This window comes from Nonomuraea sp. NBC_00507 (genome assembly GCF_036013525.1).
Classification (GTDB): domain Bacteria; phylum Actinomycetota; class Actinomycetes; order Streptosporangiales; family Streptosporangiaceae; genus Nonomuraea.
In genome coordinates this window covers 2333013-2346438 of sequence record NZ_CP107853.1, presented here as the reverse complement: position 1 = coordinate 2346438, position 13426 = coordinate 2333013, and the positions used below count along the sequence as shown (strand labels likewise).

Here is a 13426-nt window from a genome sequence, read left to right as displayed (position 1 = left end):
TTCGCGGAGAGCGTCGGCTAAACCACATGACACGGTAAGAGGACGCCCATACTTGGGTCTCCATGCGCCAAAGAGGCAGGCGGCGGGCAAGATGAGGGCATGCTGGACGAGACCCTGTCGTACGCATTGATCAAGCTCATGAAGGCGCAGCGCAACCAGCTGGCCGCGGCCCTGGCGCCGCTCGGCCTCCACGCGGGACAGGAGATGCTGCTCAACCAGCTGTGGCGCGAGGACGGGCTGACGCAGGGCGAGCTCATCGCCAGGCTGGGCGTCGAGCCGCCGACCGTGACGAAGACCCTGCAGCGGCTGGAGCGGGCCGGCTTCGTCTATCGGGCGCCCGATCCGGACCGGCCGCGAGTCGGCCGCGTGCACCTCACCGACGCGGGCAAGGCGCTGCGCGAGCCGGTCGAGGAGATCTGGACCAAGATGGACGAGGACCTCCTGCGCGGCCTGCCCGACGCCGAACGCGATCTGCTCACCCGCCTCGTCCGCGCCAAGCGCCTCTAGCCCTTTCACTTCCAGCGAACGGCCCTTGCGTGGCCACCCCGCTTCGAGTTAGCTGGCTAATTAGTCGGCTAATCTCACATTTGAGGGGAAATTTACATGCATGTGCTCATCACCGGTGGTTCGTCGGGCGTCGGCGCCGCGACCGCGCTCGCGTACGCCCAATCGGGCGCGCGCGTCACGATCACCTACAAGTCCGGCGCGGATCGGGCGGCCGAGATCGTCAAGCGGATCGAGGCGGACGGCGGCGAGGCAGCGGCCGTCCACCTGGATCTGGAGGACCACACGACGATCGCGCCCGCCGTCGCCCAGGCCGGCCCGGTGGACGCGCTCATCGCGAACGCCGTCCGCTGGGGCACGATCATGCCCAACAGCATTCCTTTCGAGGACGTGCCCGCCGCGGAGTGGACGGCCGCCCTGCACGCCAACGTCGTCGGCAACGCCCTGCTCGCCCAAGCCGTGCTGCCCGAGATGAGGCGGCGCGGGTTCGGCAGGATCGTGTTCGTGTCGTCCGGGGCGGCCGAGGAGGGACTGCCGGGTCCCGGCCCGTACGGCACCGCGAAGATGGCCCTGCATGGCATGGCCCGCGCCCTGGCCTGGGAGGCCGGCAGGGACGGCATCCTGGTGAACGTGGTCGTCGCCGGCCTCACGATCACCGGCGTCTCCCGCCCCATCCCGCAGTCGGCCCTGGACCAGATCGCCGCCCGCACGCCCAGCCGCCGCCTGTCCACGGCCGACGACCTGGCCGCGCTGATCGTCTTCCTCGGCTCCGCCGCCAACCGCAACGTCACCGGGGAGTTCGTCCGTGACGGGTCCAATGCGGGCAGGTCATCCCACGCGCTGTGATATCGACCCGGGGTGCGAGCACAGATTCGGTCAACCTAGACTGAGGCATGTGCTGAAGGGCGACGGCCGACTCGGCCATGACCTGGACCTCGATGACCGCGCTCCTAAAGACGCCTGTGGCGTCTTCGGCGTCTGGGCTCCGGGCGAGGAAGTCTCAAAACTGACCTACTACGGGCTGTACGCGTTGCAGCATCGCGGCCAGGAGTCCGCGGGCATCGCAGTCAGTGAGGGCAGCCGCATTCTCGTTTACAAGGACATGGGCCTGGTGGCTCAGGTCTTCGACGAGTCTGTGCTGGGCACCCTCCGCGGTCACCTGGCCATCGGCCACTGCCGCTATTCCACGACCGGATCGAGTGTGTGGGAGAACGCGCAGCCCACGCTGAGCTCCACCGACGTCGGTGGCCTCGCGCTCGCGCACAACGGCAACCTGATCAACACTCCGGAGCTGGCCCAGCGCCTGACTCCAGGGTCCACCAGGGCCACCACTGACACCGAGGTCCTGACCACGCTGCTGGCCCAGGACCGCACCCGCTCCGTCGAGGACGCGGCCGCCGAGCTGCTTCCGCAGGTCAAGGGCGCCTACTCGCTCGTGTTCATGGACGAGAAGACGCTCTACGCGGCCCGCGATCCGCAGGGCATCCGCCCGATGGTGCTCGGCCGTCTCGAACGCGGCTGGGTGGTGGCCTCGGAGACGGCCGCGCTGGACATCGTGGGCGCCACGTTCGTCCGCGAGATCGAGCCGGGCGAGCTGCTCACCATCGACGAGCGCGGCGTGCGGTCGCGCCGCTTCGCGCTGGCCGAGCCGAAGGGCTGCCTGTTCGAGTACGTCTACCTCGCCCGCCCCGACACCACCATCGCGGGACGCGGCGTGCAGGTCACCCGGGTCGAGGTGGGCCGCGTGCTGGCCCGCGAACATCCCGTGGAGGCCGACCTGGTCATCCCCACGCCGGAGTCCGGCACCCCGGCCGCCGTGGGTTACGCCCAGGAGAGCGGGATCCCCTACGGGCAGGGCCTGGTCAAAAACTCCTACGTGGGCCGCACCTTCATCCAGCCCTCCCAGACCATCCGCCAGCTCGGCATCCGGCTCAAGCTCAACCCGCTGCGCGAGGTCGTCGAGGGCAAGCGGCTGGTGGTCGTGGACGACTCGATCGTGCGGGGCAACACCCAGCGCGCCATCGTCAAGATGTTGCGCGAGGCGGGGGCGCGTGAGGTGCACGTACGCATCTCCTCGCCGCCCGTGGCCTGGCCGTGCTTCTACGGCATCGACTTCGCCACCAGGGCCGAGCTGATCGCGGGCTCGCTGACCGTGGAGGAGATCCGGGCCTCGCTCGGTGCCGACTCGCTCGGCTACATCTCCCTGGAGGGTCTGACCAAGGCCACCACGCTGCCGGCCGATCGCCTCTGCAGGGCCTGCTTCGACGGCTCCTACCCCATCCCCATCGACCAGGACAACGTGGGCAAGTTCGTGTTGGAGACGAAGGCGTGAATACGTACGAGGCCGCGGGGGTCGACATCGCCGCCGGTGAGCGGGCCGTCGACCTCATGAAGAGCAAGGTGGCGCGCTCGCGGCGGCCCGAGGTGGTCGACGACGCCAGCGGCTTCGCCGGCCTGTTCGACGCCTCGGCCCTGCTGCGATACCAGCGGCCGCTGCTTGCCACCTCCACCGACGGCGTGGGCACCAAGGTCATGATCGCCCAGCAGTACGGCAAGCACGACACCATCGGCATCGACCTGGTGGGCATGGTCCTGGACGATCTCGTGGTCTGCGGAGCCGAGCCGCTGTTCATGACCGACTACATCGCCTGCGGCAAGGTGGTGCCCGAGCGCGTCGCCGAAATCGTCGGCGGCGTGGCCGAAGGCTGCCGCCTGGCCGGAGCCGCGCTCGTGGGCGGCGAGACGGCCGAGCACCCGGGCGCGATGGGGCCGGACGAATACGACCTGGCGGGAGCCGGCACGGGAGTCGTGGAGGCGTCCGCCATGCTCGGGCCCTCCCTCGTCCAGGAAGGCGACGTGGTGCTGGGGCTCGCCTCCTCCGGCGTGCACTCCAACGGCTACTCGCTGGTTCGCCACATCCTGCGCGAGGCCTCGCTGTCGCTCGACACGGTGCCGGCCGAGCTGGAGCGGCCGCTGGGTGAGGAGCTGCTCGAGCCGACCCGCATATATTCGCTCGACTGCCTGGAGCTGGCCCGTACGGGCACGGTCCACGCTTTCGCGCACATCACGGGTGGCGGGATCGAGGGCAACGTGTCCCGCTCACTCCCCGGGCACCTGGACGCCTTGCTCGACCGCTCCTCCTGGACGCCGCCCCCGATCTTCGGCCTGCTGGCCGGGCATGGGCGGGTGGCCCAGAAGGACATGGACCGCACCTTCAACCTAGGGGTCGGCATGGCGGCCATCGTCGCCCCTGACGCCGCCGACGCCGCGATCCGCCTCCTCGGCGACCGCGGCCTGCCCGCCTGGGTCATGGGCGAAGTCGTCCCAGGCACCGGCCACGCCCGCTACCGCTGACCCCGCCGCACCTCCTCACGCCTTCTCGCCGACGCGGGCGCGCCAAGGCAACGGCGCCCGTGCTCGGCCGACTGCTGACGCGGCGGCGAGCACGACCCAGGCGGACGGTGACTCAGGTGCTCTTGTGGCGCTGGTAGTAGCGGGCCACGCGCACCCGGTTGCCGCACAGATCGGGTGAACACCAGCGGCGGCGCGGGTGAGCAGGCAGGAACACCATGCGGCAGTCGGGGCCCTCGCAGCCCCGGATCCGGCCCGCGGCCGGGTCGGTGAGCAGGTCGGCCGCGGCCTCGGCCAGTTGGGCGAGCAAGCGGGCCAGGTCGTCGCCGTCCCGGCCCGTGCCGGTGCGGAAGGTGCCGTCCCGCCACTCCAGCACGCGGTAGGGCGGCGCGGCGCGAGCCGCCTCGTTGAGCGCGGCGACCGCCGCGTCCGGCGGCGGTGCGCCCTCGCGCACGGCGTTGAGCGCCGACTCCACCTGGCCGCGCAGGCGGCGGACGGCCGCCAGCCCGGCGGTCGTGAGTGGGGCCGACGGCAGGGTGAGCCGATCGGCCTGGCGGGCGAGCCACGTCTGGAAGTCCCCGGGCGCGTCAAGGGCGTCGAAGTCCCGCGCGCGGGTGTTGACCAGGTCCAGCGCGAGCGGCTCACCGATCAGGAGCTCCATGGGTCCTAATGGTACATCCCAGGGTTGACCCATTAGATGTCGCACGCTTATAACTAATGCATCTTCCACCGAAAGAGGCATTAGTCATGGACATTCCCGAGGTGCGGCACGGGTTCGTGGACGTGGACGGCGTGCGAGTCTTCTACCGGGAGGCAGGGCCGCGGGACGCGCTGCCGCTGCTGTTGCTGCACGGCTTCCCGTCCGCCTCACACCAATACAGGCGGCTGATGGACGCGCTGGGCGACCGCTACCGGCTGATCGCGCCCGACTATCCGGGGTTCGGGCACACGCAGGCGCCCGACGGCTTCGTCTACTCCTTCGACCGGCTCGCCGACGTGGTCGAGGGGTTCGTGCGAGCGATCGGGCTCGAGCGGTTCGTGTGGTACGCGTTCGACTTCGGCGGCCCGGTGGGCTTCCGGGTCGCCACCCGGCATCCCGAGTGGATCGCCGCCCTGATCGTGCAGAACGCCAACGCCTACGACGAGGGGCTCTCCGACATCGCACGCAAGACCATCGGTGCCCCGCCAGAGGAGCTGTTCACCTTGCCGGTCACACGGAGCCAGTACGAGGACGGCACGGCCGACCCGTCACTGATCGCGCCCGACGGATGGACACTCGACCAGCACTTCCTGGATCTGCCCGGACGCAAGCAGGCACAACTGGCGCTCGCGCTCGACTACCGGTCGAACCTGGAGCTGTATCCCGCCTGGCAGGCATGGCTCCGCGAGCACCGCCCGCCCACGCTGGTGCTCTGGGGGCGGGGAGACGCGATCTTCCTGGAGGCCGGCGCGCACGCGTACCGGCGCGACGTGCCCGAGGCCGAGGTGCATGTGTTCGACACCGGGCATTTCGCGCTGGAGGAGAAACTTCCAGAGATCGCCCCGCTCATCGCCGGATTCCTTTCCCGGCAATCGTGACGAAAGCCCCACGGTTACCCGTGGGGCCCGACGAACGTGGGCGAGGATCCGGCACGCCGGGCCCTCGGCCACGTCAACCAGGAGTGTGGCTATCGACGGCCGGACGGACGGCTATCGTCGTCGTCTCCGGTGTCATAGTCATCGGCGTAATCGGCATAGCGATCCGCCAGCTCATCGTTGAGGTCGTCGGCGTCGTCACTGCGGCTGGAGTCTCCGACCCCGAGTTCGTCGCGAAGACGGTCAAGATCCGTGCCACCGCTGTTGTACTTCAGCTGGCGAGCAACCTTGACCTGCTTGGCCTTTGCTCGGCCGCGCCCCATTGGCTCGACCCCCTCGTGTGGGGTCGTCCCCGACCCCTCGTCGCTAACGCACCACACACTGACGCCGCCTGACTTTGGGCGTCAGCCTATCGTTCGCCTATTACCGTACCTGTTTTGTGCCCAGCTCGGTACGCCGTATGGGCGTGGGGCGTCAGTGGCCCAGCCAAATAGCCCGAATACGCCCGACTTCCGACATTCTGCGCTCAGCTAGCCTATCCGCTGCGACCGCGGGAGGAACGCCCTCATCGGCCGCAATTCGGAAGATCTTCAGAGTCGTGTCATAGATCTGGGCGGCCTTGGACCTGGCCCGATCCATGTCGAAGCCCTTGATCTCGTCGGCGACCTGGATCACCCCGCCGGAATTCACGACGTAGTCGGGCGCGTACAGGATCCCGCGTTCGGCGAGTTGCTTCTCGACCCCCGGGTGGGCCAGTTGATTGTTGGCCGCACCGCAAACGATTTTCGCTTTCAGCCGAGCCACGGTGTCGTCATCGAGCGCGCCGCCCAGCGCGCACGGCGCGAACACGTCGATGTCGGCCGACGTCAGGGCCCTGGCATCGGCCACCACGTCCACTTCCGGGTGACGCAGGCGGACGCGTTCGATCGCCTTGGGGCTCACATCGCAGATCACGACCTCGGCGCCGTCTTCGCGCAGGAGCTCGACCAGACGGTGGCCCACTTTGCCGACCCCTTCGACGCCGACCCGCTTGCCGTGCAGCGACGGTGTGCCGTAAACCCGCTCGGCCGAGGCACGCATGCCCTGGAACACGCCGAACGCCGTCAGGATGGACGAATCCCCCGCCCCGCCGTTGGCCAGGGTGCGGCCGGTGACGAAGCGCGACTCACGGGCGACGATGTCCATGTCCTCGCTGTAGGTGCCGACGTCGCAGGCGGTGATGTAGCGTCCGCCGAGCGACTCGACGAACCTGCCGTACGCGCGCAGCAGCGCCTCGTTCTTGTCCTGGGCCGGATCGCCGATGATGACGGCCTTGCCGCCGCCCAGGTCCAGGCCGGCCAGGGCGTTCTTATACGCCATGCCCTTGGCCAGGTTGAGCACGTCGGAGAGGGCCGCATGCTCGCTCTCGTACGGATAGAACCTGGTGCCCCCCAACGCCGGCCCCAGGGCGGTGTTGTGGATGGCGATGATGGCACGCAGGCCGCTCTGCTCGTCGGCGCAGAACACGACCTGCTCGTGGACGTCCTTGTGGGACGAGCCGAAGACGTCGGTCACGGTAGTGACTCCCTGTCCGGTCCGCCGCACCGTTGCGGCGGAGATCACCTCACAGAGTAGTAAGCCACAACGGTGCATGCAGGGTCGCTTCGTGACACGATGCCTCCGTGCTGCCCTATGCCGCCTACCTCCGCGTCTATGAGCCACTGACCGCGTTCGCCGAGTCCGAGCGCAAGGTGTGGGCCGATTACGCCGACTCACGGGACCGCCCGCGCCGCGCGAACGCGCTCAATGCGGAGCACGGCGAGTCGGTGATGCGCCTGCTCGGCATGCCCCCTCAACCCGTTCCCGCTCAGGAGAGTCCCAACGCCTATCTACGGCGTGTTGAAGACCGTCTGTACGTGTGCCCCTGGCAAAGCCGTCTGCGCTCATGGCTGGCGTTCTCAAGGCTGCGCGGGACGACTCCCGCGAAGCTGATGGACCGCCTCGTGCCCAAGGGCGTGGCCGAGCAGATCGCCGACGACTTCGACCGGTTCAAGCGCCAGGTCGACTCATCCGCGTTGCGCACGCACATTCGCACTACGGCGTGGCATGTGCCGCCATCGTGGTTCGTGCCGTTTGATGGGAACGAGCGCTGGCTGGTGCTCGGCTCGTCCACTCCTGGGCAGGACGTGAAGACCACGGCGACCGGACGCAACCTCATCTACGTCACCTCCATGGCGCAGGCCAGGAGGCGGGCGGCGCGGGCACTCAACGTGCTGCGCAGGCATCTGGGCGAGGTGTCGGTCAACTTCGACGTGGAGGACATCGCGCGGTGGCTGGAGGAGTTCCACCCGCATTCGCTGGTCGAGCTGGACTACGGCGGTCTCGTGCATCTCATGAACGACGACGCGCTGCAGGCCGACCAGTCGGTGGCGGAGCTCGCGGCGGCTCTGACGGGCCTGGACACGGGTCAAGAAGAACTTGCCTACGCCATGTACCAGAGGGTGATCCTCCGGTGGAAGTCAATGCAACAGCTGGAATCTGCCAACTGAACCCCAATACGGCCGTCTGACCTGCATGAGTAGGTCACGTCTCACGGCTGCTCTCTTCTGCGAACTGAGTAGTTTGCCGTTTTCACTGCGATACCACGAACCGTGTCGCTAGAATCACCGAGCGTGACATGGCCACAGGGGCGGGCAGTTGGGTCAAAGAAGGGCTCGCCAATCGCTCTGCGTGGCGGTATGGTCACATCGGGTGATACCGCATATGGCTCAGAAAAGCCGCACGCTCTGGGCCGTAGGTGGACATCCGTGACACGCGCAAAAGGCAGTCACAGGATCGCGAAGCCGGTCCACACGGAGGAGAGGCCGCACAAATGTCAGCTCGTACACCCGAGGCCGAGCCACTGCTTACGCCCGCTGAGGTCGCCACCATGTTCAGGGTCGACCCCAAGACCGTCACGCGGTGGGCCAAGGCGGGCAAGTTGACGTCGATTCGCACCCTGGGCGGTCATCGGCGTTACCGGGAGACCGAGGTTCGGGCACTGCTCGCGGGCATTCCGCAGCAGCGCTCGGAGTGACCAGAGGCTCGTGACTCACGAACCTCAGGGGGGTTGAGGGGTGGACCAGGCTGACTGGGCCCGGTCCACCACTGTTGGGAGTTGGCGCCGCCCGCCCGGCGCCATCCTTCCTGCTCACCCCAGACGCTGCAGCAACTCCGCCACGTCATCGTCGTGGGTGGCGGCAACCCCTAGCAGCGCCGCCATCTGGGCGACAAGCATGCGCTCGAGCGTCGGACGCTCGATGTCGCGATGCTCCAGCCAGTCGAGACCCGCCGTCTCCACAGAGGCGATCCACGACCGCAGCGTCGTGCGCAGCACCGGGCTCGGCTCCTCGACACCCATTTGCTTCTGGATGAGGCGGAAAAGCCGCCGCCGCACGCCGTCCACGATCTCGCCGATCTCGCCCGTCCTGTTGGCCGGGCCGCCGCGCAGCAGCGCCGCGAATCCGGCCGCGTGCTCCTCGACGAAGTCGAAATACCGCTTGAGCCCGGAGGCCAGCTCGTCCAGCGGCCTGCCGCCGTTCTGCGGACGCAACCGGGACTCCAGCTGCTCCGCCGCGCTCTTCAGCGCGGCAACGTAGAGCTCCTGCTTGCCACCGAAGTAGTGGTAGACCAAGGCTCGAGAGGCGCCTGCCGCCGACGCCACGTCGTCGATCGAGACGTCCTCCGCGTCGCGGGTGCTGAACAGCTCCAGAGCGGCCGCCATGAGCTCCTCGCGACGGCGGTCGACGCTGAGCCTGCGCCGTGCCGGCCGTGCCGTCTCGGCTGACTTCCCGCTTGTCACATCTGCACAGTATCGAATGGCTGACGTGTGCATATCCGGTCAATATCGGCATCTTGGAGTCAATCAGTAACGGAGGCCGTACCCTGCGGCTAACTCGATCGTTTGGTCAGACAGGTGCCCGTATCCGCATCGCGGGGGAGACACATGTCAGGACCGCCCGTCAACACTTCAACCATCGCTGAGCTCAGAGAGGTAGATGCCCTGCCTCGGCCCAGACCGACCATCCGCAACGTCGCCGAACGAGCCGGCGTCTCGAAATCGCTGGTCTCACTCGTGCTACGCGGATCCCCGCACGTGAGTGAGCACCGGCGCCAGGCGGTGCTGCAGGCCGCCCGCGAGCTCGGCTACCGGCCGAACGCGGTCGCACGCAGCCTGGTCGAAGGCCGTACACACCTCGTCGGCGCGCTCGTCGCCGACCTGCACAACCCGTTCTATGCCGAGTTCCTCGACGGCCTGCAGGAGAGCCTGCACGGCGACGGCCTGCGCATGCTGATCGGGAACAGCCAGTGGGATCCGGCGTTCGAGGACGAGGCCGTGGAGGCCTTCCTCGAGCTCAGGGTCGACGGGCTGGTCCTGCTGGGCATCCCGCCGACCAGCGAGACGCTGATCGAGGCCACCGCCTACACGCCGACCGTCGTCGTCGGGGAACGTGACATCGAGCTCGACGGCGTCGACATCGTGGTCGACGACGATCAGCTCGGCGCCCGCCTGGCCATCGACCACCTGGTCGAGCTCGGCCACAAGCGCATCGCGCACATCGAGGGCCCGCGCTCGTCGCGCTGCGAGGGATATCTCGTGGCGATGCGCAGGCACTCGCTGGCGCCGTACATCATGGTCGAGGCCGCGAACTCCTCCGAGGACGGCGGCCGGGAGGCGGCGATGGCGCTGCTGACCCGCGACCCCAGGCCCACGGCGATCTTCGCCGCCAATGACGTGGTCGCGCTCGGCGTGCTGTCAGCCGCGAGCGAACTGGGCCTGACCGTGCCGGATGACCTCTCCGTGGTGGGGTACGACAACACGCACCTGTCGGCCTCCCGGCACATTTCGCTGACCTCGGTCGACCAGCCCCGCCGCGCGATGGGCAGGTCGGCAGCCGCGCTGCTGAGCGATCGGATCGGAGAACCCGCCAAGGGCGCCCGCATGCGTGAGGTCCGCCCCGAGCTGATCGTCCGCCGCAGCACCGGGCAGGCCAAGACCGAATGAGAAATCTGCAAGGCGGACTGCCGCTACGGCGTGGACCCCGCGTACAACAGTAGGGCGGCAGTCTGCTGGAGCAGGTTTCTCATTCGGAGAGTGTTGACTCTGCCAAGCAGGCTGCCACTACGGGGGCCTGCTAGAGCAGGTTTCGCCCAAGGCTGGGTCAAGCCGCGTGGCGTCGTGGCCACACGGCGGTTTACTCGGCAGGGTCATGCTATTTGTGGCCGGATCCATCCGACCACGATCTGATCCGGGGGAACAGTCATGCGTGATCCGGAACTGGTGTCCTGCGCCCAGCGCGCGGCGGCCGAGCTCGAGCGCGCCTGGGGGCACTGGCGCGCGGGCAGGGGGCGGGGCGTCGACGCCGGCGCCGAATCGGTCGCCAGCTACGTCGCCCACTCCCTCGACCATCCGTGGGGTCGCCCCCGCGTCGTCCTCGGTCTCGACGCCGAGGACGCGCGGGAGCTTGCCGCCCTGCTGGATCGTCAGGAGGTCGGCGCACCGGGGTTCTCATAACGACGGTTTGAGTACCGGGTTTCCCGTAAGTTGGAGGCCATGCGTGCTCTACCAGCGTCAGTATTCGCCGTCTGCGGCCTGATCGCCTCCGCGTGCGGCGGCACCGGCTCCGGTGGCGCCGCGGCAGGTCAGGCCGCTCCCGCGACCGCCGTGCAGCAGCAGGCTCCGGCACAGCGGCAGGCCACGGCGAAGGACGGGCCGACGGAGAGCAAGCCGCTGGACGGCAAGGTCGTCGTCGTCGACCCCGGCCACAACGGCGGCAACTGGCGTGACCCTGCGGCCATCAACCGCAAGGTCAACGTGCTGACCAAGTGGAAGCCCTGCGACACGACCGGCACCGCCACCAACAACGGCTACAGCGAGGCCGCCTTCACGTGGGACGTCTCCACCCGCCTCGCCAAGATCCTCAGGAGCCGCGGCGCCACGGTCAAGCTGACCAGGACGAGCAACACCGGCGTCGGCCCGTGCATCACCGAGCGCGCCGCGATCGGCAACGAGGCCAATGCGGACGCCGCGATCTCCGTGCACGCCGACGGCTCGGCCTCGGGCCACCGCGGCTTCCACGTCATCATCCCCAAGAAGATCAACGGGCCCGTGGACAAGGTCGTGGGCAAGTCCAACAGGCTCGGCCTGGCCGTACGCGACGCCTTCGCGGAGGGCACCGGCCTGCCGTACTCGACCTACATCGGCCGCGATGCCCTGATCCACCGCAAGGACCTGGGCGGGCTCAACCTCTCCACGGTGCCGAAGGTCTTCATCGAGTCCGGCAACATGAGGAACGCGGTCGAGGCGGCCAAGTTCCAGGACCCGAAGTTCCGGCAGAAGATCGCGGTGGCGCTGGCGAACGGATTGCAGCACTATCTCGAAGCATGATTCCTCGCCCTGAGCTGCTCACCCACCTGTCCGCCACTTATGAGCTGACCGCGGGCGCCACCGTGTCCGGCGACCTGGTGGACGCCGTGCGCCTGGCCCTCCCTGTGCTCGACCTGCGTCCCGGCGACTCGGGTGAGATCGACGTCCGGCGGGATCCCGCGCTGGGCGAGGAGGCCTACCGGCTGACGGTCGGCTCGCGGGGCGTCGAGATCGTGGCCGGCGGGCGGGCCGGCGCCTTCTACGCGGCGCAGTCGCTGCACCAGCTGCTGCCCGGCGCCTCTTACCGGTCCGCTGGGCCCGCGTCGTGGACTGCACCCGGGGTGCGGATCGAGGACGCGCCGCGGTTCTCCTGGCGAGGGTTGCACCTGGACGTGGCCCGGCATTTCTTCCCCAAGCGGGAGATCCTGCGCCTGGTGGACCTGATGGCGGTGCACAAGCTCAACCGGCTCCACCTGCACCTGGTGGACGACCAGGGGTGGCGGGTGGAGAGCCGGGCCTACCCGCTGCTGCACGAGGTCGCCTCCCACCGGACGCGTACGGCGGTCAACTCCTACGGGGAGCCGGAGGCGTACGACGACGTCCCGCACGGCGGCTACTACACACTCGACGACCTGGCGGAGATCGGGGCCTATGCCCGGGCGCGGTGCGTCACGGTCGTTCCCGAGATCGACGTGCCGGGGCACGCGTCGGCGATCCTCGCGGCGTACCCGGCGTTCGGGGCCACCAGCGAGCGGCACGACGTGCTGGACCGGTGGGGCATCTCCCCCGCGATCCTGTCGCCGCTGCCGCCGACCGTGGAGTTCCTGGCCACGATCTTCGACGAGCTGATGGGGGCGCTGGGCGAGACACCATACGTGCACATCGGCGGCGACGAGGTGGTGCTCGACCATTGGGCCGGGTCGGCGGAGATCACGGCGTACCGGGACTCGCTGGGCCTGGCCACCGCCAACGATCTGCAGGCGTGGTTCCTGCGGCGGCTGGCGGACACGCTGGCCGAGCGGGGGGCGCGGGCCGTGGTCTGGGACGAGGCGTTCGTCAGCGGCGGGCTGCGGCAGGACACCGTCGTCATGCCGTGGCGCGGCATGGGCGTGGGCCGACGCGCCGCCGCCGCCGGACACGACGTGGTGGCCACGCCGGTGTTCCCGCTGTACTTCGACTACGCCGAGTCGGCCACGGCCGACGAGCCGATGGCCATCGGGGACGCGATCACCGTTGAGGATGTGGCCGCGTTCCGGCCGGCGCCTGAGGAGTGGACGGACGAGGAGCGCGCCCGGGTCGTGGGGGCGCAGGCGCAGTTGTGGACCGAGCGGGTGCCGGACGCCCGCACGGTGGACTACCGCATGTGGCCGCGGGCCTGCGCGCTCGCCGAGGTGGCCTGGTCGGGCACCGGCCAGGAGGGCTTCGCCGGGCGGCTGGAGGAGCACCTGGGGCGGCTGGACGCGATCGGGGTGGAATATCGCCCGCTCGCCGGGCCGCACCCGTGGCAGCGGCGGCGGCCGCACCGGCCGAGCGGCGTGCGGGTGGCGGACGTGATGTCCCGCATCGAGGGCATGACGCACGACCCGGAGTCCACCCGGCCGAGCATGTAGC

At 69.1% G+C, this 13426-nt stretch carries 15 protein-coding genes; 11 read left to right on the top strand and 4 right to left on the bottom strand.

Annotated elements, in window-relative coordinates; genetic code table 11:
- Positions 1 to 99: 99 nt before the first annotated feature.
- The 4 genes from OHA25_RS11945 to purM all read left to right on the top strand — a co-directional run bounded on the left by OHA25_RS11945 (position 100) and on the right by purM (position 3858).
- Positions 100 to 507: a MarR family winged helix-turn-helix transcriptional regulator gene (locus OHA25_RS11945; protein ID WP_327587628.1), complete on the top strand. Its 408-nt coding sequence runs from the start codon at positions 100 to 102 to the stop codon at positions 505 to 507.
- A 96-nt stretch (positions 508 to 603) separates the two neighbouring features.
- The gene (locus OHA25_RS11940; protein ID WP_327587627.1) at positions 604 to 1350 is read left to right on the top strand and encodes an SDR family NAD(P)-dependent oxidoreductase; all 747 of its coding nucleotides are present in this window, start codon (positions 604 to 606) and stop codon (positions 1348 to 1350) included.
- A 49-nt stretch (positions 1351 to 1399) separates the two neighbouring features.
- Entirely contained in the window at positions 1400 to 2836 is a 1437-nt protein-coding gene (gene purF / locus OHA25_RS11935; protein ID WP_327587626.1) for an amidophosphoribosyltransferase, read from the top strand.
- On the top strand, positions 2833 to 3858 hold the full coding sequence (gene purM / locus OHA25_RS11930; protein WP_327587625.1) for a phosphoribosylformylglycinamidine cyclo-ligase: 1026 nt from the start codon (positions 2833 to 2835) through the stop codon (positions 3856 to 3858). The genes purF and purM overlap by 4 nt, the downstream gene beginning before the upstream one ends.
- Positions 3859 to 3970: 112 nt before the next feature.
- On the opposite strand, the gene OHA25_RS11925 is transcribed toward purM, so the two are convergent.
- Positions 3971 to 4516: a CGNR zinc finger domain-containing protein gene (locus tag OHA25_RS11925; RefSeq protein ID WP_327587624.1), complete on the bottom strand. Its 546-nt coding sequence runs from the start codon at positions 4514 to 4516 to the stop codon at positions 3971 to 3973.
- Between the two features lie 86 nt (positions 4517 to 4602).
- Here OHA25_RS11925 and OHA25_RS11920 point away from each other — a divergent pair, with 86 nt between their 5' ends.
- Positions 4603 to 5433 carry an alpha/beta fold hydrolase gene (locus tag OHA25_RS11920; protein WP_327587623.1) on the top strand — a complete coding sequence of 277 codons (831 nt, stop codon included), beginning with the start codon at positions 4603 to 4605 and terminating at the stop codon, positions 5431 to 5433.
- Positions 5434 to 5522: 89 nt separating this feature from the next.
- Here the strand turns inward: OHA25_RS11920 and OHA25_RS11915 are convergent, their stop codons facing one another.
- On the bottom strand, positions 5523 to 5753 hold the full coding sequence (locus tag OHA25_RS11915) for a DUF3073 domain-containing protein (protein WP_305923191.1): 231 nt from the start codon (positions 5751 to 5753) through the stop codon (positions 5523 to 5525).
- A 151-nt stretch (positions 5754 to 5904) separates the two neighbouring features.
- Entirely contained in the window at positions 5905 to 6984 is a 1080-nt protein-coding gene (locus OHA25_RS11910) for a Glu/Leu/Phe/Val family dehydrogenase (RefSeq protein WP_327587622.1), read from the bottom strand.
- A 107-nt stretch (positions 6985 to 7091) separates the two neighbouring features.
- Between OHA25_RS11910 and OHA25_RS11905 the strand changes: the two genes are divergently transcribed.
- Together OHA25_RS11905 and bldC are read left to right on the top strand one after the other, a co-directional pair.
- Complete coding sequence (locus OHA25_RS11905) at positions 7092 to 7958, top strand: hypothetical protein (protein ID WP_327587621.1); 867 nt, start codon at positions 7092 to 7094, stop codon at positions 7956 to 7958.
- 323 nt (positions 7959 to 8281) lie between these two features.
- Positions 8282 to 8485 carry a developmental transcriptional regulator BldC gene (gene bldC, locus OHA25_RS11900; protein ID WP_013133571.1) on the top strand — a complete coding sequence of 68 codons (204 nt, stop codon included), beginning with the start codon at positions 8282 to 8284 and terminating at the stop codon, positions 8483 to 8485.
- 114 nt (positions 8486 to 8599) lie between these two features.
- On the opposite strand, the gene OHA25_RS11895 is transcribed toward bldC, so the two are convergent.
- Positions 8600 to 9250, bottom strand: coding sequence for a TetR/AcrR family transcriptional regulator (locus OHA25_RS11895; RefSeq protein WP_305923194.1), 651 nt, complete (start codon positions 9248 to 9250; stop codon positions 8600 to 8602).
- 144 nt (positions 9251 to 9394) lie between these two features.
- On the opposite strand from OHA25_RS11895, the gene OHA25_RS11890 reads away from it, so the two are divergent.
- The 4 genes from OHA25_RS11890 (at position 9395) to OHA25_RS11875 (ending at position 13425) form a co-directional block, all read left to right on the top strand.
- Positions 9395 to 10453 (top strand): LacI family DNA-binding transcriptional regulator, encoded by a 1059-nt coding sequence (locus OHA25_RS11890; protein WP_442942101.1) that lies wholly within the window; start codon positions 9395 to 9397, stop codon positions 10451 to 10453.
- A gap of 258 nt (positions 10454 to 10711) precedes the next feature.
- The gene (locus tag OHA25_RS11885) at positions 10712 to 10963 is read left to right on the top strand and encodes a hypothetical protein (RefSeq protein ID WP_127937030.1); all 252 of its coding nucleotides are present in this window, start codon (positions 10712 to 10714) and stop codon (positions 10961 to 10963) included.
- 39 nt (positions 10964 to 11002) lie between these two features.
- Positions 11003 to 11836, top strand: a complete 834-nt coding sequence (locus OHA25_RS11880) for an N-acetylmuramoyl-L-alanine amidase (protein ID WP_327587620.1) — start codon at positions 11003 to 11005, stop codon at positions 11834 to 11836.
- A complete protein-coding gene (locus tag OHA25_RS11875) occupies positions 11833 to 13425 on the top strand; it encodes a beta-N-acetylhexosaminidase (RefSeq protein WP_327587619.1) in 1593 nt (530 codons plus the stop codon). The genes OHA25_RS11880 and OHA25_RS11875 overlap by 4 nt, the downstream gene beginning before the upstream one ends.
- Position 13426 lies beyond the last annotated feature (1 nt).